The sequence below is a fragment of the Halomonas sp. AOP43-D1-4 genome, assembly GCF_052446175.1.
Taxonomy (GTDB): domain Bacteria; phylum Pseudomonadota; class Gammaproteobacteria; order Pseudomonadales; family Halomonadaceae; genus Vreelandella; species Vreelandella citrativorans.
In genome coordinates this window covers 1-23116 of sequence record NZ_JBQSVY010000018.1, presented here as the reverse complement: position 1 = coordinate 23116, position 23116 = coordinate 1, and the positions used below count along the sequence as shown (strand labels likewise).

Annotated in this window: 30 protein-coding genes and 3 tRNA genes; 20 read left to right on the top strand and 13 right to left on the bottom strand. The window is 54.8% G+C overall.

Annotated elements, in window-relative coordinates:
- Positions 1-136 precede the first annotated feature (136 nt).
- The gene (locus tag ACT3RQ_RS15980) at positions 137-802 is read right to left on the bottom strand and encodes an XRE family transcriptional regulator (RefSeq protein WP_444680852.1); all 666 of its coding nucleotides are present in this window, start codon (positions 800-802) and stop codon (positions 137-139) included.
- 128 nt (positions 803-930) lie between these two features.
- Positions 931-1377 (bottom strand): hypothetical protein, encoded by a 447-nt coding sequence (locus ACT3RQ_RS15975; RefSeq protein ID WP_444680851.1) that lies wholly within the window; start codon positions 1375-1377, stop codon positions 931-933.
- A gap of 43 nt (positions 1378-1420) precedes the next feature.
- Here ACT3RQ_RS15975 and ACT3RQ_RS15970 point away from each other — a divergent pair, with 43 nt between their 5' ends.
- The 13 genes from ACT3RQ_RS15970 to ACT3RQ_RS15910 are packed head-to-tail and all read left to right on the top strand — an operon-like array spanning position 1421 to position 8640.
- A complete protein-coding gene (locus ACT3RQ_RS15970; protein ID WP_444680850.1) occupies positions 1421-1978 on the top strand; it encodes a hypothetical protein in 558 nt (185 codons plus the stop codon).
- 57 nt (positions 1979-2035) lie between these two features.
- Positions 2036-2242 carry a hypothetical protein gene (locus ACT3RQ_RS15965; RefSeq protein ID WP_444680849.1) on the top strand — a complete coding sequence of 69 codons (207 nt, stop codon included), beginning with the start codon at positions 2036-2038 and terminating at the stop codon, positions 2240-2242.
- A gap of 31 nt (positions 2243-2273) precedes the next feature.
- Entirely contained in the window at positions 2274-2477 is a 204-nt protein-coding gene (locus ACT3RQ_RS15960; protein ID WP_444680848.1) for a hypothetical protein, read from the top strand.
- A gap of 37 nt (positions 2478-2514) precedes the next feature.
- Positions 2515-2706, top strand: coding sequence for a hypothetical protein (locus tag ACT3RQ_RS15955; RefSeq protein ID WP_444680847.1), 192 nt, complete (start codon positions 2515-2517; stop codon positions 2704-2706).
- Positions 2699-3016, top strand: coding sequence for an ogr/Delta-like zinc finger family protein (locus ACT3RQ_RS15950; protein ID WP_444680846.1), 318 nt, complete (start codon positions 2699-2701; stop codon positions 3014-3016). Before ACT3RQ_RS15955 ends, ACT3RQ_RS15950 begins: the two co-directional genes overlap by 8 nt.
- Entirely contained in the window at positions 3009-3410 is a 402-nt protein-coding gene (locus ACT3RQ_RS15945; RefSeq protein ID WP_444680845.1) for a hypothetical protein, read from the top strand. Before ACT3RQ_RS15950 ends, ACT3RQ_RS15945 begins: the two co-directional genes overlap by 8 nt.
- Positions 3407-3616 carry a hypothetical protein gene (locus tag ACT3RQ_RS15940; RefSeq protein ID WP_444680844.1) on the top strand — a complete coding sequence of 70 codons (210 nt, stop codon included), beginning with the start codon at positions 3407-3409 and terminating at the stop codon, positions 3614-3616. Before ACT3RQ_RS15945 ends, ACT3RQ_RS15940 begins: the two co-directional genes overlap by 4 nt.
- The gene (locus ACT3RQ_RS15935; protein ID WP_444680843.1) at positions 3613-5925 is read left to right on the top strand and encodes a replication endonuclease; all 2313 of its coding nucleotides are present in this window, start codon (positions 3613-3615) and stop codon (positions 5923-5925) included. The genes ACT3RQ_RS15940 and ACT3RQ_RS15935 overlap by 4 nt, the downstream gene beginning before the upstream one ends.
- 14 nt (positions 5926-5939) lie before the next feature.
- Positions 5940-6155, top strand: a complete 216-nt coding sequence (locus tag ACT3RQ_RS15930; protein ID WP_126981681.1) for a TraR/DksA C4-type zinc finger protein — start codon at positions 5940-5942, stop codon at positions 6153-6155.
- Positions 6145-6432 (top strand): hypothetical protein, encoded by a 288-nt coding sequence (locus tag ACT3RQ_RS15925; RefSeq protein ID WP_444680842.1) that lies wholly within the window; start codon positions 6145-6147, stop codon positions 6430-6432. Before ACT3RQ_RS15930 ends, ACT3RQ_RS15925 begins: the two co-directional genes overlap by 11 nt.
- Positions 6429-6638 carry a hypothetical protein gene (locus tag ACT3RQ_RS15920; RefSeq protein ID WP_444680841.1) on the top strand — a complete coding sequence of 70 codons (210 nt, stop codon included), beginning with the start codon at positions 6429-6431 and terminating at the stop codon, positions 6636-6638. Before ACT3RQ_RS15925 ends, ACT3RQ_RS15920 begins: the two co-directional genes overlap by 4 nt.
- A complete protein-coding gene (locus tag ACT3RQ_RS15915) occupies positions 6635-7783 on the top strand; it encodes a site-specific integrase (RefSeq protein WP_444680840.1) in 1149 nt (382 codons plus the stop codon). Before ACT3RQ_RS15920 ends, ACT3RQ_RS15915 begins: the two co-directional genes overlap by 4 nt.
- Positions 7784-7800: 17 nt before the next feature.
- Complete coding sequence (locus ACT3RQ_RS15910; protein WP_444680839.1) at positions 7801-8640, top strand: hypothetical protein; 840 nt, start codon at positions 7801-7803, stop codon at positions 8638-8640.
- Positions 8641-8775: 135 nt separating this feature from the next.
- On the opposite strand, the gene ACT3RQ_RS15905 is transcribed toward ACT3RQ_RS15910, so the two are convergent.
- From ACT3RQ_RS15905 to ACT3RQ_RS15875, 7 genes are all read right to left on the bottom strand, one after another.
- Positions 8776-8851, bottom strand: a tRNA-Thr gene (locus ACT3RQ_RS15905).
- A 72-nt stretch (positions 8852-8923) separates the two neighbouring features.
- Positions 8924-8998: transfer RNA gene (locus tag ACT3RQ_RS15900), tRNA-Gln, on the bottom strand.
- Positions 8999-9003: 5 nt separating this feature from the next.
- Positions 9004-9079 (bottom strand) — tRNA-Phe (locus tag ACT3RQ_RS15895).
- A 156-nt stretch (positions 9080-9235) separates the two neighbouring features.
- The gene (locus ACT3RQ_RS15890) at positions 9236-9511 is read right to left on the bottom strand and encodes an oxidative damage protection protein (RefSeq protein ID WP_172118873.1); all 276 of its coding nucleotides are present in this window, start codon (positions 9509-9511) and stop codon (positions 9236-9238) included.
- Positions 9512-9546: 35 nt separating this feature from the next.
- Entirely contained in the window at positions 9547-10641 is a 1095-nt protein-coding gene (mutY, locus tag ACT3RQ_RS15885) for an A/G-specific adenine glycosylase (protein WP_444640612.1), read from the bottom strand.
- Between the two features lie 112 nt (positions 10642-10753).
- Positions 10754-13093: an AsmA family protein gene (locus tag ACT3RQ_RS15880; protein ID WP_444680838.1), complete on the bottom strand. Its 2340-nt coding sequence runs from the start codon at positions 13091-13093 to the stop codon at positions 10754-10756.
- A complete protein-coding gene (locus ACT3RQ_RS15875) occupies positions 13090-13575 on the bottom strand; it encodes an acetyl-CoA sensor PanZ family protein (protein WP_444640608.1) in 486 nt (161 codons plus the stop codon). The genes ACT3RQ_RS15880 and ACT3RQ_RS15875 overlap by 4 nt, the downstream gene beginning before the upstream one ends.
- A 204-nt stretch (positions 13576-13779) precedes the next feature.
- On the opposite strand from ACT3RQ_RS15875, the gene hisB reads away from it, so the two are divergent.
- The 5 genes from hisB to ACT3RQ_RS15850 all read left to right on the top strand — a co-directional run bounded on the left by hisB (position 13780) and on the right by ACT3RQ_RS15850 (position 17171).
- Positions 13780-14373, top strand: a complete 594-nt coding sequence (hisB, locus tag ACT3RQ_RS15870) for an imidazoleglycerol-phosphate dehydratase HisB (protein ID WP_172118877.1) — start codon at positions 13780-13782, stop codon at positions 14371-14373.
- Positions 14374-14461: 88 nt separating this feature from the next.
- Positions 14462-15103, top strand: coding sequence for an imidazole glycerol phosphate synthase subunit HisH (gene hisH / locus ACT3RQ_RS15865; protein ID WP_172118878.1), 642 nt, complete (start codon positions 14462-14464; stop codon positions 15101-15103).
- 11 nt (positions 15104-15114) lie between these two features.
- The gene (gene hisA / locus ACT3RQ_RS15860) at positions 15115-15861 is read left to right on the top strand and encodes a 1-(5-phosphoribosyl)-5-[(5-phosphoribosylamino)methylideneamino]imidazole-4-carboxamide isomerase (protein WP_444640606.1); all 747 of its coding nucleotides are present in this window, start codon (positions 15115-15117) and stop codon (positions 15859-15861) included.
- On the top strand, positions 15858-16631 hold the full coding sequence (gene hisF, locus ACT3RQ_RS15855) for an imidazole glycerol phosphate synthase subunit HisF (RefSeq protein WP_172118880.1): 774 nt from the start codon (positions 15858-15860) through the stop codon (positions 16629-16631). The genes hisA and hisF overlap by 4 nt, the downstream gene beginning before the upstream one ends.
- Positions 16632-16667: 36 nt before the next feature.
- The gene (locus ACT3RQ_RS15850; protein ID WP_441679879.1) at positions 16668-17171 is read left to right on the top strand and encodes a hypothetical protein; all 504 of its coding nucleotides are present in this window, start codon (positions 16668-16670) and stop codon (positions 17169-17171) included.
- A gap of 12 nt (positions 17172-17183) precedes the next feature.
- Here ACT3RQ_RS15850 and ACT3RQ_RS15845 read toward each other — a convergent pair whose 3' ends face one another.
- Complete coding sequence (locus ACT3RQ_RS15845; RefSeq protein ID WP_172118882.1) at positions 17184-17786, bottom strand: YjaG family protein; 603 nt, start codon at positions 17784-17786, stop codon at positions 17184-17186.
- A gap of 113 nt (positions 17787-17899) precedes the next feature.
- Between ACT3RQ_RS15845 and ACT3RQ_RS15840 the strand changes: the two genes are divergently transcribed.
- The gene (locus tag ACT3RQ_RS15840) at positions 17900-18592 is read left to right on the top strand and encodes a type 1 glutamine amidotransferase (RefSeq protein WP_444640605.1); all 693 of its coding nucleotides are present in this window, start codon (positions 17900-17902) and stop codon (positions 18590-18592) included.
- 121 nt (positions 18593-18713) lie between these two features.
- Here the strand turns inward: ACT3RQ_RS15840 and selD are convergent, their stop codons facing one another.
- The 3 genes from selD to ACT3RQ_RS15825 form a co-directional block, all read right to left on the bottom strand.
- Positions 18714-19751, bottom strand: a complete 1038-nt coding sequence (gene selD, locus ACT3RQ_RS15835) for a selenide, water dikinase SelD (protein ID WP_444640603.1) — start codon at positions 19749-19751, stop codon at positions 18714-18716.
- Positions 19752-19830: 79 nt separating this feature from the next.
- Positions 19831-21204 (bottom strand): DNA repair protein RadA, encoded by a 1374-nt coding sequence (gene radA / locus ACT3RQ_RS15830; RefSeq protein WP_444640601.1) that lies wholly within the window; start codon positions 21202-21204, stop codon positions 19831-19833.
- A 98-nt stretch (positions 21205-21302) separates the two neighbouring features.
- Positions 21303-21755: a copper resistance protein NlpE N-terminal domain-containing protein gene (locus ACT3RQ_RS15825; protein ID WP_193057399.1), complete on the bottom strand. Its 453-nt coding sequence runs from the start codon at positions 21753-21755 to the stop codon at positions 21303-21305.
- A gap of 164 nt (positions 21756-21919) precedes the next feature.
- On the opposite strand from ACT3RQ_RS15825, the gene hisC reads away from it, so the two are divergent.
- Positions 21920-22981, top strand: coding sequence for a histidinol-phosphate transaminase (hisC, locus tag ACT3RQ_RS15820; RefSeq protein ID WP_444680837.1), 1062 nt, complete (start codon positions 21920-21922; stop codon positions 22979-22981).
- Positions 22982-23116 lie beyond the last annotated feature (135 nt).

The following is a 23116-nucleotide window of genomic DNA, read 5'->3' as shown; positions in this document are numbered from 1 at the left end:
CAAACCTTTCAAATAAGAACTAAATATTTGATAGTAAAATAGAGTGACAATTCTGATTTTATATTTTTCATTTTCACCTCCCCTGTTTTATCTTTCAGCAGTCTCAAAGCTGCCTTATGACGTCATAGTTTTACAGTTAAACAACCCGCCCAATCCGAATCTCACACCGCCCCAGAATCTCCAAATCCCCCATATCCTGCGGCTTAATCATTTCAGGCTGATAAAGCTCGTTATCACTGATCAAATACAGCGCGCCCCCTGCTAAACGCTGCACCCGCTTGATCCGCCTTTCACCACTCACCAACAGTAAAAACACCCCTTCCTGCTTCGGATCGCGATTCCCACGGTTCACTAGCACCCAGTCACCATCGGCCAAGGTGCCGTCCATTGAATCGCCGCGCACTTTGATACCCACCACTTGGGCAGGGTCTAGCCCCTGTTTAGAAAGCTCAACCGTCGAAAAGTACAGCGTGGTTTTTACTGGTTCGCCTTCAAAGCTACGGCCAGCACCCGCTGCCGCTTCGATGTCGTACATCTTGACCGGTGAAAACCCCGCCAATGGTTCATTTAACGCAACCCCTAAAGGCTGAGCTGCGGGAGTACCTGAACGCTGGCCTTTGAGCACATAAAAAATATCCACGCCCTCATCAGCAACTGCCGACAAGTAGGAAGAATCGGGACTACTGGTGCCTTTTTCGTATTTAATTTGAGTCGTTTTACCAACACCACCAATCTGCGCCAAAGCAGTCTGGCTCAGCCCAATCCGTTCACGCTCTTCTTTCAGGCGCTCGCCAATGATCATTTTTATGAACCACCTTTATTGACAGGTTCATTTTTATGAACCATTCTATTCATGTCTTTTACTTCACTTCACTTTGCAAGGGAGCCACTGCCATGGCCACACCTCCTGAAAGTTCGCGGAGTACCCCGTCAGTAAAAATCAACACTACCTCGCAGCGGTGCATCGAGCATCACCTCAGCACTACAGGTATGACATTTCAGGTACCCACCCGGAGAACGCAATTTCTCGATAGGTTGGAGTATCGAAAGCTCGCGCTTTTGGAAGCAGTGTGCGCAAAACTCCATACCCTTTTCCATGTCCGCTTCCAGCTCTTTTCCGGGACGAACCTTAACTACCCAAGCCCCGCTCGGTTTCTGCTGACGCGTGTAGTACTGCCGCTCAATATCAAATTTCTCAAAATCAGCAATCGTTTTCTTAAGCGCAGCATTCTCTTCAACGAGCGCCGTCTCGCGTATCTGCGTTTCTACGAGTTCCCGTTGGAGCTCCGAAAGCCGCTTGGCTCCTTCGCCGCCGTCTTCGATAAATTCCCAAAGCCCTTGGGTACGTCGAATAAGGTCGCCCACGTTCGCCGCCATAACCGCTAACCCCCTTTAACGAATCAACACAGGAGCCACTGCCATGGCCACACCTGCTGATACTTCACCGCTTATCACGGTGGAAAAGCTCGTTGTTACTCAGACCCAAGGGCCGCTTACTGTCGAGATAGCGCAACAAGGGCTTGAAAGCTTCAACGCCTCTTGCCAACGCAAGCCCATGACACTGGGCGAGCTACTCGACGTTATGCGCGTCGCCAATGAACTAGGCGCTACCGATACCACCGCCACCTTCCAGCTCGATGAAAAAGCGCCCCATCGAACGTGGACCCTCAATGCCGTTAAGGACGATAGCGCTAAAGCCGTCAAAACCATCCTGTTCCGCGGTGTCGACGTAGAGCTGAACCGCTGCTCGCCCGCGACCCGTACTGCCATCACCGCCGATATCGGCGCGGCCAACCCGCTGGCCGATCTCGAAGCGCTGGAAGAACGCACCATCGCCGAGGCGGCTGGCCAACTCGCTGCCACGATGCTGGCTAACGGCGCCGCCGCCGTGGATATCGAAGACGCCCTTTGCGAACTGCGTGCCCATCTGGATGAACACTTTCTGCAGCGCAAGCTGATACGTCTTTACGAGCGCTAACCCAACCGCCCGATTATCTCTTTCAAAGTCTTTCACTTTATTAAGGAAGCCTAACCCATGACTACCGCCAACACCATTACCCCAAAGCCACTTTATGCCCCAAAAGGCTGCGATCAGGCCGTGATGACCTACCTCACGGAAACCGAGTGCGCCGACCTTGAGCGGATTCAGCAACTGGAAATGCGCTCCAAATCGGCCACCGCCCGCATGCTCATGCTGCGCGGCATCGCTCAGTACGACCAAGACACCCTTTCTGCTGAATAACCCTTCGTGCCGCTGCATAAGGAACGCCGTCATGCACCAAGACACTCGCCGCATTCGCCATCGCTACGCCGCCATCAACCTGGATGAGTACGAAGCCAAGGTTATTGATGCCTTGGTCGACTACACCGGCATGTCGAAGGCTACCTTGCTTCGCCAGTTAGTGCTGAAAGAAGCGCTGGAAACCCTAGGCGTTAGCGACATCGTGAATACCAGTGTGGGCCAACGTGCGTCGTAAAGGCAGGTACAAAAAAGGTCCTCAAGGAGTCCTTGAAATGCCCCAAAGCCACCTAGTGCTGGATGACGAACTCGAACGCCAGCTTGAGGCGGTACGTAAGCAAGAAGGCCTGGAATCCATTGATGAAGCCGCCGAGTGGCTAACTCGCCGCCGGCTGCGCAAAGGCACGCAAGGGCTTACCGGTCGCGGTCGCGCCCTTTACCCCGTATCAGGAGAGCGCAGTGAGTAGTACCGATACCCGACATGCTGAGTTCAGCCGCCTGCGCATCAACTGCCCGCACTGTGGCGGCCACATGAAGGTGCGCACGTCCAAAAGCGATATGTCGCTGTTGCGCGAGCTCTACTTGCACTGCACGAACGAGTTCGATTGCGGCTTTCGCGCCAAGGCCCACCTCGAGTTCGTTCACAACCTGGCCCCCAGCCGTTGCCCCAACCCCAAAGTGAAGCTGCTCACATCGCCCTGGGTACTCAACCAAATGAGGCTCGACCTACCTGCGGCGAACGACGATCCCTACGAGGAGGAACCTACCCATGAGTAACGTGGCCCACCTTCCCCTAACACCCAGCGTTCAACCCGACCGCGCAGGCTTCGGCGAACTCCGCGCCGAGCTACACAACCGCGTGGCGGATCAGGATCTGGTCGACGTGTGGGCAAACCTGCCCTTTGCAGAACGGCGCCTGGTGCTCAAAAGCGCGGGCATCAAGGAAGATGCCACCTTGCAGATCAGCCAGCTGGCTAAACCCGCACGCGATGCGGTCCGCTCGGCTATCCACCGCATGAGCGACTACGCCAGTGGCTTGAAAGACCAGCTACGCAACCGCGCCCAGCACCCAAGCGCCGAGCTAGCCAGCCACGCCCGCCAAGCGCTGGCCGAAGGCAATACCAAAGCGGCACTGCATTGGCTCAGCCTGATTGAAAAGGGGGTGGCATGAATACTCAGGCCACCATGGAAAGTCTCTACGTCATCAATGAACGCCTCAAATTTCTGGCGGGCAAGCTTGAGCAAGCAGGCTACCAAATGGCCGCCGAGGAAGTTGGCCGGGAAGCTGAGAAATTAGGCGAACGCTTTAGCCAGTTGGATGGCGTGCTGGATGATTACAAGCTCGACATCGCCGCCGTGCAGGTGGGTGGCCAGTGAGCGCGTTGGAACTCGCCTTCGGCTATAGCTCGGGCACCAAAGATTGCTACCTGTTCCTGAAAGCGTACTTCGGTCGCCTGCCCTCACTGGCCGACCAGCTCGCCAGCGGTTACGTGCATGTATCCAAACGCCACGGCCACGCCGCCGCTAACCGTTGGCTACGCCACAACGCGAAAGAGCTGATCGACCCGGCCAGCATCTACCGCCGCTTTGAAGCCATCAAGGGCGACCTCGAACGCGGCTTTAACGGGCTGGTGAAGCGTGCGCCCACCACCATTGAAGGTTTGCAGCAGGGCTGCCAATGGTTGGCCCGCGTTGAGGAAAGTCTGGTGCTGCACGGCCTGAACGTCACTCACGACGATGAAGCGGTCATCAACCACGCCGACGCACAAGCCACCGCGTTGGAGCGCGAGCGTAGCAAGCTGATCGGCGGTATTGCCGAGCATAACCGCCGCCTGCGTTTGGGGCTGCTGCCGCCTTCGCTAAACCTCAAGCCTACCAAGGCCCGCACGCTTTCAGGCCAAGCGCGGGAAGTGGCGCTACAAATCGCTAACTCACGCAATCCGTTAAGCCCACCCATGGGCATCATTCCATTGATGGCAGTCTTTAACTGGCACCGTGCGCCGGTAATGAATCTGGCTGTCGTCAATGAAATGGCGCTCACCATCGCCCGCCACCGGGCGCGCTTGCACGGTATTAACCCGCCCAGCCTACGGCTTAAAAGCGGCGTGCAGTTGGCCAAGCTGACAGACCCAAACTGGTGGCGCCGCCAGCTGCGCCGTTTGGGCGGCCGCCGGTTGGAGCAGGTGCAGCGTGAAGCCCACCGCGTACACAAACGTGCGGGCATCTATTGCAGCAATGTAACGCTGGAACGTCGCCGTTCTCAGAAGAACCGTAACCGCGCATTGCTGGAAGCACTGGAAGCCATCAATCAAGAGGGTCAGGTTTATACGCTGGCCGAACTCGCCGAATTGGGGCTTTCCAACCCTGACCACCGCCGCGCGGAATTGATGCTGCGCATCAGCGACACCGAGGCGGAATCCCGCCGCTTGGGCCACGTGGGCATGTTTTACACCATCACCGCGCCCAGCCGTTTCCATCCTGTTATTTCTGAAAACAGCGTGAGCAACCCGAAGTATGACGGCAGCACACCACGCGATGCGCAAGCCTATTTACAGAAGGTATGGGCGCGCACACGCGCCGCCCTCGCCCGAGAGAATCTGGGCATCTACGGCATCCGTGTGGTGGAGCCTCACCACGATGGCACCCCTCACTGGCACTTGCTGATCTGGATGAAGCGCGAAGACGCCAAGCGCGTGAATCACATCATGCGCGACCACGCGGAAGCCGACACGCCCGAAGAGCTTTTCGACCGCCGTGGCCGTAAAACCACCGCGCGGTTCAAGGTAGAGCGCATCAACTACGCCAAAGGCACCGCCGCTGGCTACGTGGCCAAGTACATCAGTAAGAACATCAATGGCGAGCAGTTCACCCGCGATGGTGTCGCCGATGACGACAAGGACACCTATGGCCACGACCTGAACAGCGTGGCGCCGCGTATCGAGTCGTGGGCCGCTGTGTGGGGTATCCGCCAGTTTCAGTTCGTCGGCCTGCCCAGCGTGACCGTATGGCGTGAAATTCGCCGCCTGAATGAAAAGCACTTGGATGAACTGGAAAGCTGGGAGGCCGCCACACGACCCGATAAGCGCATTGCTGGCCGCCTTGAGCAGATCCGCAAAGCCGCGAACTCTGGCCAGTGGGATCAGTTCTTGCGCTTGATGGGCGGCCCTAATCTTCCCCGTAAGCAGCGCCCCATCAAACCCTGGACGATGCCGCGCGTGGATCTCGACCGCATCGAATTCAGCCATTCCACCGGCGAGGTACACGAAGGCATCGAAGCCAAAGGCCGCCACGGTGAAAGCAAACTGGGCACCTTCGGCATCGTGGTAACCGACGGCCGGGGCAACGAACACGAATACCTGACCCGCTTTTACCGCTGGCAAGTGCGCAGCAAGTCGCGCAGCCACCAAGGGGTTTCGGGAGGCGGCGAAGCCGCGTCCCCTTGGACTCGTGTCACTAACTGTACGCAGGGGCCAGATATTCAGCCCCGCGAGCCATCACCCGCAGAGCTAAAAGCCCAGCTTGCCCGATTCAAAGAGTGGCAAAGCTCAGAAATTTATAGAGCAAAGCTGGAAGCGGTACACCGAGATGTCACCGCAGACCGCGAAGCGGCCAGAAGAATGGCCGCATCACCGCCCCCTACCCAATTTAGCGAGGAAGAAGAGTTCTTCCCGCCCGAACTTTGCTAACCGAAGGAACAGTAATGGCCGATAACGTCGACCGCGCAGCGGAAATTACCCAACGCACCCTGGAAGCCACGCTGGCCAACCGCGCCCAGCTTGCGAAACCAGCCGCACACGATGAATGCATCGACTGCGGTTATCAGATCCCAGCCGCTCGCCGCCAAGCAGCGCCGTGGGCGACTACGTGCATCGAGTGCCAAGGCATTCGTGAGTTAAGGGGGCGGCATGTGCGCTAACCAGCCCAAGGGCGGGGCTTATGCCCGCCAAGCCGCGATGCTTTGCCAAGATAAAGCGTTCCAGCTCTACCTGGATCGCCGCCGGCGGGCCAAGTTTGGCATTGAAGAAGCTGCCCTGCCCGACGGTACCCATAACGCAGAAGACGCCCGCGACTGGCTGATCGCCGCGTGCAAGATTAATAGCCGCGCCGAGCTGGATAGCAACCAGGCGGCGTGCCAAACCTTTCGCATGATCCGCAACCGCTTCAATCGCTGGCGGGCAAGGGGAAAGCAATGAGCCTACAAAACGTATTAGACTGCGATGAGCTGAAAGCCATCACCGGTTACCAGCGGCCCGCCGACGCCGCGCGATGCCTGCGTGAACAAGGGGTGGTCGTATTTAATGGCCGTCGTGGACCTTGGACCACCATTGACCTCATTAACAAAGCGGGCGGCATTGAAGCCGCCCCGGGAAAAGAGCTAAGCCCTAGCGACATACTATGAAGACACGCCCGCGAAAACATAGCCCCGATATACCGGCGCACATCAACCAGACAAAGCTCCCGAACGGAGTTTATTTTGATAAGCGCGGCCGGGGCCGCTGGTATGTTCAGTACCGCGATGAAGCCGGTAAGCTCAAAACCGAGCGGATCGCCGGGGCCGATGCAACGCTGTCAGAATTGCACCGCATCATGGAACAGCGCAGCGGCATCGACCGCCGCACACTGCGCTACCTGGCCAAGCAGTTTCACGACTCGGCACAGTTAAAAGAGCTGGCCATTAAAACCCAGCAAGATTATGAATACTGCAGGAACGCCCTGCTGGAGATACCCACCAAATTGAATAGACCGCTGGGAGATTTACCCACAGCGCAGTTTTCACCGGCCTTGGTGCAGCGTTTGGTTGATAAGATCGCCGCCGAGGGCACGCCATCAAAAGCCAACCACCTGTTACGTTACCTTCGCCGCTTGTTCCGCTGGGGTATTAACCGCGGTTACTGCGATAGCAACCCAGCCCAAGGCGTCGAATCGGCAAAAGAGCGCAAACAGCGCCGCTTGCCAGAGCTAACCACTATTGCCCAACTAACGGAATTTGCTCGCCAGCGCGGCCAACGCACACGCGGCGAGAAAGGCGCATGCGCGCCCTATCTCTGGATAGTGATGGAGCTAGCCTATATTTGCCGCCTGCGTGGTATTGAGGTCGTGACCCTAAGCGATGCCAACAGCACAGCTGACGGCGTGATGACCAACCGCCGCAAGGGCTCGCGGGATAATGTTGTACGCTGGTACCCAAGATTAACCGCCGCCTGGACAGCCGCAACCGAGCGCCGCGCGGGGATCTGGAAAGCCAAAGGAAAGCCGGTACCGATGCATCCCGAAGCAAGGCCACTAATCGTGGCGGCCGACGGCAGCGATTTAAGAAAGTCGAGCCTGGACACCGCCTGGCAGCGGCTAATGAAAATGGCAATTGAAGAGGGCGTGATAACTAAAGAAGAGCGCTTCGGCCTTCACGACCTAAAACGTCGCGGTATCACAGACACCAAAGGCACCCGCCACGAAAAGCAAGAGGCCAGCGGCCACCGCTCGGCTTCAATGATGGACACTTATGACTTAAGCGTGCCGCTCGTAAGTCATCCTGGCGAAAATTAGAGAAGGGTTATTTTATCGTGAGTCATAAACCTAGCAAGCTAGCCAAAAACTCAGATCAAAAGAAAAGTCCTAATAAGGCAATCTGTCGGCTTTGTGGTGAGGAAAAATTCTTACGAAAATCGCATATAATTCCTCAGTCATACTATCGACGCATTAAAAGCGGAAATGGCCAGCTACTTAAAGTAAAGGGTGATAAAACCACGCCACCAGCTCTTGATAACTCGGATCCAAAAGATAGGCTACTTTGTCAAGATTGCGAGCAATTTATTGAAAAGCATTACGAAAAGGATGGAACACAGTTTTTTAAGCCTCGATCGACCACTATAGTAATGCCAAATTATATTAAAATAAAAAAATTCAAGTACCGCATTATATATCTATATTTTTTGAGCATTATTTGGCGCGCCAGTGAATCCAGTCTTCCACAATACAAAGACCTCACTTTAGGAAATATTGCGCCTCTAATTCGCCAGTGCCTTATAAATAAGAGCCTTAGCATAAGCCCTCAAGTTCGCATTGACCATTTTATTAAGATTTGCGTGGTTAGAATTACTGAAAAAAGCGGTACTATCTCTGACAGATTAATAAAAAAATGTTTGATAGATATAGCCTTGGATAAGGGAGAAGAACTCAGCGAGGGATTTTTATACTACTTTATGATTGACGGTTTTTTAGTATGCTACTTGTTTAAGGCAGTAGAAAACTTTGAGCTACAAAAAACAGCAAGATACCTTTCACAGCTCGAAGATCGCTCCAGCATCAAGCTTCAAAAAGTCGACATTTCAGAGCTTAGCCAACTAAGCAGTTTATTTTCTGAAGTGACCAGGAAGATTTTAGAAGCAGGGCCACCCCGTTAGCTATTATTTGTTAATAATAACCAAGAAAAGAAAGAAAGCATGAAGATCTATGTAGAGAACTACGGAAACGAAAAAGCCGCCCTTTCGGACGGCTTAATCTGATTCTCTAATGTGTTGCTTTTACTCATCTTTCGATGGTGCCGACACCAGGAGTCGAACCCGGGACCTACTGATTACAAGTCAGTTGCTCTACCAACTGAGCTATGTCGGCGCTTCACATTTTCTTGAGAAAATGATTGCTTTGCTGTTAGGCTCTACAATCAACAAGAAATCTTGTTGGCAATGGCTGGGGTACCAGGATTCGAACCTGGGAATGCCGCTACCAAAAAGCGGTGCCTTACCACTTGGCGATACCCCAACGTTTGGTGGCCAGAGACGGAATCGAACCGCCGACACGGGGATTTTCAATCCCCTGCTCTACCAACTGAGCTATCTGGCCGCTGCCAACGGTGCGTATTAAACTAAAAACTCAGCTTTTCGTCAACACCTTTGTGAAACTTTCTTTTCTAACCGTCGCTTAGGATAACTCTACGACTAACGGCGCAGGGCTGAAACGCCCGTAATTCGTGGGGCTTCCGCCTGCTTGAGCCGTTGATTAAGCCTGGGTAGGCGGCACATAGCCCTCGGCCTGATCGGTGGTTTCGTTATTCAGAAAGCGTTGCATTTGATCCATCAGGTAGGCGCGTGCTTCCGGGTCGAGCATATTCAGGTGCTTTTCGTTGATTAAACGGGTCTGCAGCGCCTGCCACTCTTCCCACGCCTGCTTGGATACAGTGGTTTGGATTTCCTGGCCCTGCTTGCCGGGTAGCGGCGGGAACGGAAGCGCTGGCAGCTCTTTTTGATACTTACGACAAAAAACCGTATTACTCATTGATAACTCCTTGGTGAACAGTAACGCCGAAGGCCTTATACACGCCCGGGCGCTAAGTTAAGGGTAAAAGATGCCAGTTGACCCAGCAGCGCTTTGACAGGTGCCGCCAAGCCAAGCTCCCGGGGGTGGTTAACATCAAACCACACCCCATGCTCTCTTACCTCACTCAGCCTATCGCAGGAAACCGGCTGAGGGGTAATCTCAAGACGAAAATGGCTAAAGGTATGCTGAAAGCCTGGCATGGCCGTCTCACGTTTAGGCGATACGACGTGTTGTTCAAGCCAGTCGTTCAGTTCTCTGTGCGTGTCGAATTGCGGCAAGCTCCATAGCCCGCCCCACAAACCGCTAGGCGGGCGTTGCTCCAACCAGACGCGCCCTTGGGAATCGCGTAGCAGGAGCATAATCGTACAGCGAGTGGGCAACGCTTTCTTGGGTTTGGATTCAGGATAGCGCTGTGGCTCACCCTGAGCGTACGCCAGGCATACATCATTAAACGGGCAGCATGTGCAGTCAGGCTTACTGCGCTTACATAAGGTGGCACCAAAATCCATCATCGCCTGCGTGAAATCCGCTAAGCGTGTGGACGGCGTGTAGTAGTCGGCCAACGCCCACAACGTTCGTTCGACAGCAGGCTTACCGGGCCAGCCAGGGATAGCGTGTAATCGCGTTAGCGAGCGTTTTACGTTGCCATCTAAAATGGCGGCTCGGTTGCCGGTACTCTGGGCGATAATTGCGCCTGCCGTTGATCGCCCAATGCCAGGCAAAGCGACTAGCGCATCGACACTTTCAGTGGGCAGTTCGCCGTTGTGCGCCTCCAGCGCCAGTTGAGCGGCCTTATGCAGGTTGCGCGCCCGGGCGTAATAACCAAGCCCGGTCCATAAGTGCAACACCTCATCCTGAGGAGCGAGAGCGAGCGACTCAAGCGTTGGGAAGCGAGCCATAAAGCGCTCAAAGTAAGGGATCACTGTCGCCACTTGGGTCTGCTGAAGCATAATTTCCGAAACCCACACTCGGTAAGCGCTACGGGGCGACTGCCAAGGCAAGTCGTGCCGACCATACTGGTCAAACCAGGTAAGCAGGCGGCGATAAAACTCGCTTGCTTCAAGCCTTGGGGTTGGCATGTCAGCCATTGGGACTCCTTCGCTAGCGTGTTCGTAACGTCTTTGGCTGAATGAGCCAATCAGCGTATACCAATAAAAAAGCGCCGGCATTTAGCCGGCGCAGACTGACTTATAGGAATGCTCAGTTGAAGAGGCGGCGAATACCTTCGCGAAGGTTTTGGCCGGCGCCTTCACCCAAGCGCTCATCCAACTGATCCAACGAACCGCCTACGCGCTCCTCAAGCTCCGTAGTCACACGGTTTCCAGCTTCGTTACGCAACAGGTTAACCACGGCGGTCTGAAAAGCGTCTCGATCAATGCGGCACCATTCGCTGGTTGCATCGCCAATGTGGCCCTCACAGCGAACGGGCAGCGGCAACTGCTCCAGGCGAGGGTTCACTTCACAGGCAGCATCGGCGGTATTCGCTAACCGTGCATCTGCACGCGTATCAAAGTTCAGGCTGTTGAAATTCAGCTCGCCCTTTCCGTTAACTTCGATCCCCGGCAGAGTGATGTTCAGGTTGTCACTGCTCATGACGCCATTACGTATCTGGAACGTCGCATCAAAACGCTCGAAGCGCGTATAGTTATGCCAGTCGCGGACGGCTCCTTCGCCTTCTACCTGGGCTGCCAGCTCACACATCTGCTGAGAAATATTAATATCTAAAATCGCACCTTCATTAAGGCGCCCATCCAACTGTCCATTCAGGTTGCTGACCAACGCTTCACGGGTATTGCCACGGGACGTTAGCTCGCCATCCAGATGCAAGCGTCCTCTCAGCGGAGAAGGCTCGTCCTCATCACTGAGTGCTTCAATCAACGATGCCATTTGCACATTATTAATGGTCGGGGCCAGCGCCCACTCCATTACCCGCTCGCGGGCATCCAACTGGCCTGAAGCACTAAGTTCTCCGCCATAAAAGCGCGCGTCAAAGGCGGTCAGTTGCTGAAGGCCTTCCTCACCTTGTAGCTGCAAGCGCGTGTCATTAAAGGTAAGACCTCCCAGCAGAAGTGTATCGACACGTAGGTCGCCCTCCATTGACAACTCACTGAGCCATGCTTGCGGCAGCAACGTCTCTGCACTCTGGGCAAACGCCCTGCGCAATAAGCCTAAACTTGCCTGCTGAGACGTTGCGGGACCTGGAAGATAATGATCAACATTCAGGTTATCGCCTTCCAAATCAAACGTTAACTGCGACCCATCCAGCGCGGCAGCAACTTGCCCTGTAAAGGTGCTGTCATCGACAACCAGCGATAGCCGAGGTAGCGATACGTGCTGCTCATCCCCTTCAATGGGGCTGGTCATGGCGATATCGCTAAGCGCTGCCTCGCTAGTGGTATTCAATTCAACGCCTGTACGAGTCAACCACGGACGCAGCGTAAAAGGCGCGGCGGTCATCTGGCCACGATATTGAGGTGCATCAAACATCTGCTCGACATTCAGGTGGCCACTCACGCGCAGACCATCAGGCCCGGTCAGCTGTAGCTCCTTTAGCTGTGCGGTTTGCGCCTGCCAGTTACTTTCCAAACCAAAGGCTAGCGCCAACGCTAAACTGCCCTGCCATTTTTCAGGGTCCTGCAGGCCTGCTTCTAGTACGCCTTCGGTAATACTTAACTGCTTCTCTTCCATACGTGCGACGATTTCAGCCGCCCTTAAACCAAGCCGCTGGGGCTCACTGTCTGGGTGCAAACGTGTGTTTGTACTTAAACGGGTATTTTCCAGTACCACGCTGTCTCCTGCGAGCTTAAGGCGCATGCGTGTTTCAAGGTCAATATCAGTGGTTAAATCCGGCGTGCGCTCCAGCACTTCAGCATCCAAACGATTATGTTTGGTTAGCGTAAACATGGCTTTTAAAGGGAAAGGACTTACCGGATTGACGTTGCTGCCGGAAACATTCAGCGACTGCAGGCGCCACAGCGCTTGGCTTTGCGCATCGCGAAAACGAATATCGGCGTCTTTTACTTCAACACTGGCGATGTTCAATACAACGGAAAGATTGCCCGCATCGGCATTCGGCCCTGCACTTGCTGGCGCCAGCACAGTTTGTGCTTTTTCATCGCTACCTTCAGCCAAACGCTCGACCAACGGCTCCCAGTTGCCTTCACCTGCCTCGTCCCGCTCAAGGTTTAGGCGCATGCCGTCCAGCGTTAAGCCGTCAACTGCAATTTCGCCGCGCAATAATGGCGCAAAAGCGACGCTGACCTCGGCGCGCTGTATAGAAGCAAACGATGTATCTTCTTCCGATTGCTCGGGCAGCCAGGCACGCGCTTGCTCAACGCTTACCCCAATGCGTGGATAGAAAGACCATGTGATCGGCCCATCAAGCGCCAGGTGCAGCCCCGTATGCTCTTCCACAACGGACGTCAGGCGTGGCTTGAAATCTTCGGGGTCAAGAAAGGTGGTCACATAAACCACCGCCGCCACCCCTACAATGGCGAGAATGCCGACAGCAGCCAGCAAAATACGTAATAACTGTTTCATAACCCTTTCCCTTGTGGGTCTAACTCAACAAAATTGCTGGTAAGAGGTTGATCCGATGTGGGTCTTTCGGCACTGGTGCCAGGGCGATAGCCAAGCTTGGAGAGCAGCACCTGGTCGGCCAACGGTAGCGATGAGATGTCAATACGCAGTTTACGCCCCTCTTGCTTGGCCTGTTCACCCAGCAGCGCCATTAGCCGCGAGCCAACGCCGCGGCGGCGTGTGGTTTTGCGTACACAGAGCTCTGAAAGCCACCATGCCCGGTCTTGTCCTTCTTGAATAGCCACCGCCCCCAACAATCGATCATTAAAGTGCGCGCAGGCAAAAAAGTGCTTCGCTTTTAGATGTTGCTCTATAAAAGGCAGGACCGCTTGAGCAGGCACTCGCTCTTTCGGTGCATCCTCATAAATGCGCGTCAAATCGAGACGCACTTGTTCATCGTTCTCCCAACAGGCTTGGTCGACGCGCTCCAGTGTCACCGGCATGATGAACTCCTCTTCGCCAAAGCAGCAAAACTGCCATTTTTAATGCCTAAAAGGGCGGCTACATTGCGCGCATTGTAGCGGATGGGGGCGCCGATTCTCTATAATGTTCGCTTTGCCGCAGATATATGTCCTAATAACAGAGCGATGAAACAGTGCGACCCATCGCCTTCCCTTCAGAATGCGCTAGAGCGCAGGAGATGCAACATGGCAGCGCGTATTGCCACGGTTAGCCGTGATACCAATGAAACCCAGATCACCGTCAGCGTCAATCTGGATGGCGAAGGCCACCTTCGCTGCGAGACGGGCGTTCCCTTTCTGGATCATATGCTTGATCAGGTTGCACGCCACGGGATGATAGACCTTGATATCCTCGCCAAAGGCGATTTGCATATTGATGAACACCATACCGTTGAAGACCTGGGCATTACTCTAGGCCAGGCGTTTAATGAAGCGATTGGCGACAAGCGCGGCATTTATCGCTATGGCCATGCGTATGTGCCGCTGGATGAAGCACTCTCCCGCGTGGTGATCGACTTCTCTGGTCGGCCCGGCCTTTATATGGATGTCGAATTTACGCGCGCCACCATAGGCCGTCTTGATACCCAGCTGTTCTGGGAGTTTTTTCAAGGGTTCGTTAATCATGCGCGCGTCACGCTGCATATTGACAACATGAAAGGCTTTAACGCTCACCACCAAGCCGAAACAATTTTTAAAGCCTTTGGACGCGCCCTACGCATGGCGGTGGCAGAAGATCCACGCATGGCGGGGCAGATGCCTTCCACCAAAGGGAGCCTGTAATGGCGGGCTGTCGTACCTATATCAGTGCATATATCAGTACAGTAAACAGCTCAGGTAACCGTTCGTTCACTCGATCAAGGAGCGCTTCATGACTATTGCGGTAATCGACTACGGGATGGGTAATCTACATTCTGTCGCGAAGGCGCTTGAACATGTAACGCACGAGAACGTCATTATCACCCGTGATTCGCGGCGCATTTTAGGCGCCACCCGTCTGGTACTGCCAGGCCAGGGCGCTATTCGCGACTGTGTGAGTGAGCTTGAACGCACGGAGCTGCGTGGCTTGGTTGATGATGTGCTAACGCGTCAGGCGAAACCGTTGCTGGGCATTTGCGTGGGCCAGCAAATGTTAATGGAGCGAAGCGAAGAGAACGGCGGCGTCGACTGTCTGGGCTTCTTCAAGGGCAGCGTGGATCGCTTTCCAACCACGATGCGCGACGCACACGAACAGCGTTTAAAAGTGCCACATATGGGCTGGAACCTGGTGGAACAAAGCCATGACCATCCGCTATGGGCAGGCATTGATAACAACGAGCATTTCTACTTTGTGCACAGTTATTACGTGAATGCTGCCGACGATGCCCAGGTTTTTGGCACCACGCATTATGGCGATGTCAGTGCCCACGTGGCGATTGGCCGCGATGCCACCTTTGCCGTACAGTTCCACCCAGAAAAAAGCTCCCGAGCAGGCCTACGCTTACTCGAAAACTTTGTCACCTGGACACCCTAAGAGGTTTAGTTATGTTGGTAATTCCTGCGATTGATCTCAAAGACGGCCAGTGTGTGCGGTTGAAACAGGGGCGTATGGATGATGCAACCTCTTACGGCGATGACCCGGTCGCTATGGCCGCGCGCTGGGTAGAAGCTGGCGCACGACGCCTTCATCTGGTCGACTTGAACGGCGCGTTTGAAGGTAAGCCGGTCAATGGCGATGCCGTGACAGCCATCGCACGTGCCTACCCCAACCTGCCCATTCAAATTGGTGGCGGCATTCGTACTGCTGAAACCATTGAGCACTACCTGAATGCAGGCGTATCCTACGTGATTATCGGCACCAAGGCGGTTAAAGAGCCCGCGTTTGTGGGTGAAATGTGCCGTGCTTTCCCAGGTCGCGTGATTGTTGGCTTGGACGCTAAAGAGGGCTTCGTGGCCACCGACGGCTGGGCAGAAGTTTCAAGCGTTAAAGCCGTCGACCTGGCAAAACAGTTTGCTGATGACGGCGTCTCCAGCATCGTCTATACCGACATTGCCCGTGACGGCATGATGCAAGGCGTTAACGTTGAAGCAACGGCTCAGTTGGCTCGCGAAGGCGGCTTGCCGGTCATCGCCTCTGGGGGCGTGACCAACCTGGATGACATTAAAGCGCTATGCGATGTCGCCGATAGCGGTATTTTAGGCGCCATTACCGGTCGTGCCATTTACGAAGGCAGTCTGGATGTGGCTGAAGCACAACGTCTTAGCGACCAGCTAACAGGAGGCGGTGCGTGAGCTTATCCAAGCGTATAATCCCCTGCCTGGACGTTGATGCTGGGCGAGTGGTGAAAGGCGTCAACTTTGTCGGCATTCGTGACGCAGGCGACCCGGTCGAGATTGCTCAGCGCTATAACCAGCAGGGTGCCGATGAAATTACCTTTCTGGATATTACCGCTAGCCACGAAGGCCGCGATACTACTGTCGAAATGGTCGAACGCATCGCAGGGGAAGTGTTTATTCCGCTGACGGTGGGTGGCGGTATTCGCAGCTGTGACGATATTCGTACAATGCTGAATGCCGGCGCGGATAAAGTGTCGATCAACACCGCCGCCGTTACGAATCCTGAATTTGTTCGCGAAGCTGCGGAACGCTTTGGCAGCCAGTGCATCGTAGTGGCGATTGATGCCAAGCGCGTCTCCAATGAAGGCGAGCCGCCGCGCTGGGAGATTTTCACGCATGGCGGCCGCCGCCCAACCGGGCTTGATGCGGTGGAGTGGGCCAAAAAAATGGTCGAGTTTGGCGCGGGCGAGCTGCTGCTCACTAGCATGGACCGTGATGGCACCAAAATCGGCTTTGATCTTGGCGTGACCCACGCGATTTCAGAAGCCGTGAGCGTGCCAGTGATTGCATCTGGCGGCGTGGGCAATCTGGATCACCTGGTGGACGGCGTATTGAAAGGTGGTGCGGATGCGGTGCTGGCCGCCAGTATTTTCCACTTTGGAGAGCATACGATCCCTGAAGCAAAGCGCTATATGGCAGAACGCGGTATCGAGATGCGTCTGTAACATTTTTGTTGCCCAGTCCCTTTTTAGGAGTATTACATGCCCCGTTGTTTCCCATGGTTGGGAGGGCTAACTGGTTTATGGCTGAGTGCATCTGCCTCAGCCTTCACCTTACCGGACTGGCCTCCGACGCTTGAGCTGGACCATACGCTGGTGCAAACCAGCCTGTTAACCCGCCACTTTGATCCACAGCCGGATCATAACAACCAGCAGAATTTGATCGGCATTGAGTTACATAACCCGGACCGTTGGCTGGCAGGTACGGCGTGGTTTAAAAACTCGTATAATCAGCCCACCTGGTACGTTTATGCCGGGCGCGAATTCCCCCTTTGGCAGTTCAAAGAGATTAACGTCAGGGCCAAACTCACCGGTGGGCTCCTGCATGGCTATAAAGGTGAGTATCGGGACAAAATCCCTCTCAACCACCTTGAAACCGCACCCGCCCTGCTGCCCAGCATTGGGATGCAGTGGGGGCGCTTTGAGTCTGACCTCATCATTTTCGGCACCGCGGGCATGATGGTAACCGCAGGCCTGCGCTTTTAGGCAGGCCAAGCCTCACTCATCATCTTCCTCAAGGCTAAGGCCCAGATTACTGATACCGCCGTTACGCCCTAGCGTGCGTATTTCCTTAAGCGCGGCTTTGTTTAGCGGTTCACTGACCGCTTCCAAAACCGCGTCCTGAAAATCATTTTCGTCGGCCATTAACGGATGATCCCGAATCAGTAAAGCAAGCTTTTGGGCATCCTCTTCGCCTTCAGTAAGTTCGATAAAGGCACGTACCCCGGCACGTGACGTACGGCTCACATCCAGCACGGCTTCTGGCGAGTCGCCTTGCAGTGTGTCCAACAACGCCGACAGGGAAACCACCGCGTCCAGCGCACGACGCGCACCAAAGCTTTCATCATCAGCAGGCGGTTCGCACTCCGCCAACTTTTCCGCCTGACGCGCAAAATCAATGCTCGCGTTGGGCACGCTTAAGCGCTCCCAAACCAGGCTAATTACGGTACGCAGCGTGTGAATATCCCCTTGGCCAGTGGTCTGCTCGTACAGGGCGTAATTAGGCAGCAGGCGCTCACATAATGCAGCCATAAACGCTTGCTGAGCCGGTAGCGGAAGCAGTTGCAACTGCTGATAAAATCCTGGGGGCTTGGACGCCATACTGATTTCCTAACGCGTGATATTGGTGAAATGGGGGCAATACGTTATGGTCGAACTCGCGCTGTCATTAACACTGACAGCCTTTACTGTGTACGGCCGGCGAGGAGATTACCATGCATATTCATTTGCTACAGCACAGTGCTGATCATGCTCCCGCCCGCTTAACGGATTGGTTAAGCAGTATGGGACATAGTTACACCATTTTTCATCTTTATGCCGGCGAGTTAACGCCTCGTCCGGCAGAAAGCGATGCGTTAATCGTGCTGGATGGCCCTGAAACGTTTATAGATCAGCCGCCTGCCTGGTTTAAAGCCGAAAACAAATTGATTAACCGTTATCTTGATGGTCAAAAGCCCCTGATGGGCATTGGCCTAGGGGCCCTGTGGATCGCTCAGGCACTTGAGGCAATCATCGCTCCAGGTACGTATCCCGAAAGAGGTTGGCATACCGTATCGCTGGCTCCAGAAAGCCCGTTTGACTTACCCGAGCAGTTTGACGCCTTTATGTGGCACCGTTATGTATTTAGCTTGCCCGATAATGCATTGCCGTTGGGCGGCAGTGCGGCGGCACCGCTGCAAGGCTTTAGTTGGGACAGTGGCCGTGTCATCGGTTTGCTGTGCCTTTTTGAGGTAACACTTGCCAATGTGAAAAAGCGACTTGAGCATGCCGAGCCCACTACACCTACCTCTTCCGCGGCAGACCGCTTTCGCCAGGAAAGTAGCCAGATCCTTGAAGACGCAACGCGCTTTCATCGGCTGGCACCGCTGCTTGATCGCGTCATGACTCAATGGCTTAGAGTGAGCTAACCACGCCGAAAGATAGCCGCCAAGCGCTCCACTGCTTAGCGGCCTCCCAACAGCTGTCCCAATCCCCCACGTGAAGTTCTGGCGCCGCTGTCGCGCGCTGTTTCAGGCACTCTCTCAAGCACTATCCCACCACCTCGATCAGCGCCTCGCTCTCACGGGCTTTCATGACGCCAAACGGCTGAAGCGATAAGCCGAACTCGCGACCAATGCGTTCAACATCATCTTGCCAAGCAGGGTCGACACTTAGTAGTAAACCGCCTGACGTTTGCGGGTCGCATAGCCACTGCCAGTGAGCTTCATCCATATCAGGCAAGCTTTTACCTAAGGCATCGCGGTTGCGCCGTGTGCCGCCGGGAACGGCCCCTTGACGACGATAGGTTTCTGCCTGAGCCAGCCGAGGTAGGCGGCGAAAATCTATCTGGGCCATGACGTTGCTTGCGCTGCATATTTCCGACAAATGCCCCGCTAAGCCAAACCCGGTAACGTCGGTCATGGCATTAAGGCCTTTTACATCGGCAAGCTTGACGCCGATACGGTTGGATTTAAGCATGGTTTCCCGAGCCAACCCGTGATGCCCTGCTTCCAACAGGCCTTGCTTCTCTGCGGTGGTCAGCAGCCCAACACCTAACGGCTTGGTCAAAAACAGCAGATCACCCGGCTTAGCGCGGCTATTGAGCTTTAGCTTGTCCAGGTCGATCAGCCCATTCACTGCCAGGCCAAAAATGGGCTCGGGCGCATCAATCGAGTGGCCACCCGCCAAGGCGACACCCAGCTCACGGCAAACGCCCTGGGCGCCGGCAATGACATCGCCGGCAATCTCCGGGCTCAGTTTGTCTAATGGCCAGCCAAGAATGCTTAGCGCCATGACCGGCGTACCGCCCATGGTGTAAATATCACTGATGGCGTTCGTGGCAGCAATTCGCCCAAAATCAAACGGGTCATCGACAATCGGCATGAAGAAGTCGGTAGTGGCAATCATGCCTCGCCCATCGCCTAGGTCATAGACAGCGGCATCTTCGCGTCCTTGATTGCCCACAATGAGCTGCTTATGCCCGGCTAGTGGCCCCGCTTTGGCGAGAATGCTGTCCAGTACATCAGGGGCTATTTTACAGCCACAGCCTGCGCCATGACTGTATTGGGTTAGGCGAATTGAGCTCATTGTGTCTCTCCTTGGCACTGCTTGTCTTTAGAACAGTTGTTATAACAGCCTTAATAACAATTCTTATAGCGTAGCCTACTTAAAGCGCCTCTAGCGCGTCGCTAAGCTTATCGACGACAATGACTTCCATCCCCTTGGGTGACTGCTTGGGTGCATTCGCACGAGGTACAATGGCACGTAAAAAACCGTGTTTGGCGGCCTCGGCAATTCGCTCCTGCCCACTGGGTACCGGGCGTATTTCACCAGAAAGCCCCACTTCGCCAAACACTACCAGCTCCTTGGGTAACGCGCGGTTTTGTAGACTGGAGACGACCGCGAGCAGTACGGCTAGGTCCGCGCTGGTCTCCAATACTTTCACCCCGCCCACCACGTTCAGGAAAACATCCTGGTCGCCGGTAAAAAGGCCGCCATGGCGGTTGAGCACGGCCAGCAGCATGGCTAAACGGTTTTGGTCTACCCCAACCGCCACACGGCGTGGATTCCCCAAAGCGGATTCATCAACCAGCGCCTGTACTTCGACAAGAATAGGGCGAGTGCCTTCCCACACCACCATGACAAGGCTGCCTGGCGCTTGCTCTTCCTGGCGCGAGAGAAAAATGGCACTGGGGTTTTTAACCTCTTTTAAGCCTTGCTCCAGCATGGCGAAGACGCCCAGCTCATTCACCGCACCAAAGCGGTTCTTCTGACCACGCAGGGTTCTAAAGCGGGAATCGGCACCACCTTCCAGCAAAAGCGACGCATCGATCATGTGTTCCAGCACCTTGGGGCCTGCCAGCGTGCCATCTTTGGTGACATGGCCCACCAGTAACAGCACCGTATTGGTTTGCTTGGCAAAGCGGGTAAGCGCAGCGGCGGACTCACGTACCTGGGCCACCCCGCCCGGCGCCGAGCTAATATCCTCCAGATGCATGGTTTGGATAGAGTCGATCACCAATATTTCAGGCTTCTCACGCTCAGCCACGGCCAGGATAGTCTCAACGCTGGTTTCCGCAAGCATTTTCAAGCCGTTGGTAGGCAGCTGCAGGCGATGGGCGCGCATGGCGACCTGAGACAATGACTCTTCACCGGTGACATACAAAATGCGCCGCTGCTGGGCCAGCTTACAGGCCGTTTGCAGCAGTAGCGTGGACTTACCCGCACCTGGGTTACCCCCAAGCAGTACCGCAGAACCCGGCACCAAACCACCGCCCAATACACGGTCAAACTCATTAAAGGTAGAGCTTAGCCGCGGCACTTCACTTAGATCGACATTGCTTAAATCAACCACATCTCGGGAGAGATCGCCCGCATAACCTCCCCGACCTGACCCACTGCTTCCGCTTCCGGGCCGCGCACTGGTCAGGCGAATTTCGCTCAGCGTATTCCACTCGTTACAACTGGAGCACTGCCCCTGCCACTTGCGATACTCCGCGCCGCACTCGGTACATACAAAGGCACTTTTGGCTTTAGCCACCGCGCTGATACTCCCGTTGATGTTAACTCTTTGTCACTATTACCAGACTATAAAATACAAAAGGCGGCCAATGGCCGCCTTAGGATGTTACTGCTTACTTACTGACGCTGTAGCTGTAACATTTCGCCATTTTCAAAGCGACGACGCTCTGGATCAATTAGCTCCAGCGTACGTTCATCAATACGCTGAAAGTAGTAAATTTGGCCGTCGCCATTGGGCGTCAACTCGTACACAGAGGCATCGGGATCAGACGGCGTGCCGCTCAACACTTCCCAGTTACCTGCGTAGTTTTCAGGCGGAGGCGTTTGAGGGTGATTGCGATACGTCGCATCCAGAGTGAAAGTACGCTCATCAGGTGTGCTTGTTTCTTCGCCCACCATGGTAACGTCCAGATCAATACCATCACAGTTACGGCAAGGCAGTGTGCCTTGGTAGCGCTGTTGTGACGCACTAACGCCTGCGTCACTTTCCTGGGCCGAAGGGCCGCCGGTCGCACAGCCTGCCAACAATGCCAACATAGCCGAACCGGCTAGCAAACTCCTGAATTGCATGGGGTGTCTCCTTATCGTGTTGGTCATACATTTCTTTCGCGCGATTATGACAGCATAACCGTTACAAGGTGCAACGCACACCCCTGATTGCTAGGGGAATGCTTGCGCTTAAGCGAGCATCAAGCGACCATGGCCTATTATGCAAGGATAATCAGGTTACCCACATGAGCCAATACTGGAGTCCCGCTGTTAAAGCGCTAACCCCTTATATACCCGGGGAGCAGCCGCGTGAGCGTATTATCAAGCTCAATACCAATGAAAACCCTTACCCGCCAGCGCCGGGCGTCGGCCAGGCACTGCGTGACTACGCGACCGACCATTTGCGTCTCTATCCCGACCCAACGTCTGCCGCGCTGCGTTCAAAACTTGCTGAAACGTATGGCGTTGAAAGCCAGCAGGTATTTGTGGGCAATGGTTCAGATGAGGTGCTAGCGTTGGCTTTTCAAGCCTTCTTCTGTCACGGCGCACCGCTTGATGCCCCATCGATTACCTATAGTTTTTATCCGGTATACGCCAACCTGTATAACGTTGAGCTACGCACTCATCCACTCAATGAGCAGTGGGAAGTTGATCTGGAGGCACTGGGAACCGCGTCGGCGCGTAGCGGAGTGATTTTTGCCAATCCGAATGCGCCTACCGGGCATGCGCATTCGCTTGAGGATATTGAAACACTACTCAAGCGAGTAACGGATCGCGTTGTATTAGTTGATGAAGCGTATGTCGACTTTGGCGCCGAAAGCGCGATTGCATTAATTGATCGCTATCCGAATTTGCTGGTGACGGGCACATTCTCCAAATCACGCAGCCTGGCCGGCTTACGCTTGGGCTACGCCATTGGCTCAATGGAGTTGATTGATGGCCTGCACCGCGTTAAGGACTCGTTTAACTCCTACCCGGTAGATAGCCTGGCAAGCCTTGTAGGTATTGCTGCACTTGACGATAAAGCGCACTTTGACGCAAGCCGGGAGCACGTGATTACAACCCGTGAACGCACCCGTCAGCGTCTTGAAGCATTAGGATTTGAGGTATTACCCTCCAAGGCTAATTTTGTGCTTGCCCAACATCCTGAGCATGCAGGCGCTCAACTATTTGCGGGCCTTCGCGAGCGCGGTATTCTCGTACGCCACTTCAATACCCCTGAACTTAATAACTTCCTGCGCATTACCATCGGCACTGACGATGAGATGAATAGCCTGATAGAGGCGCTGGAATCGATCTGCGGCTAGTTCGCTCGCCATACAACGTTAAATGTCCTGTCGCACGAGGCGCGACAGGGCATTTTTGTAGGCATAGCTTTGTAAGCATAAGCTTCAGCCACCGCTTTTCATTTTCCACGCATAAAAAAAATCCCCCGAGGCGCA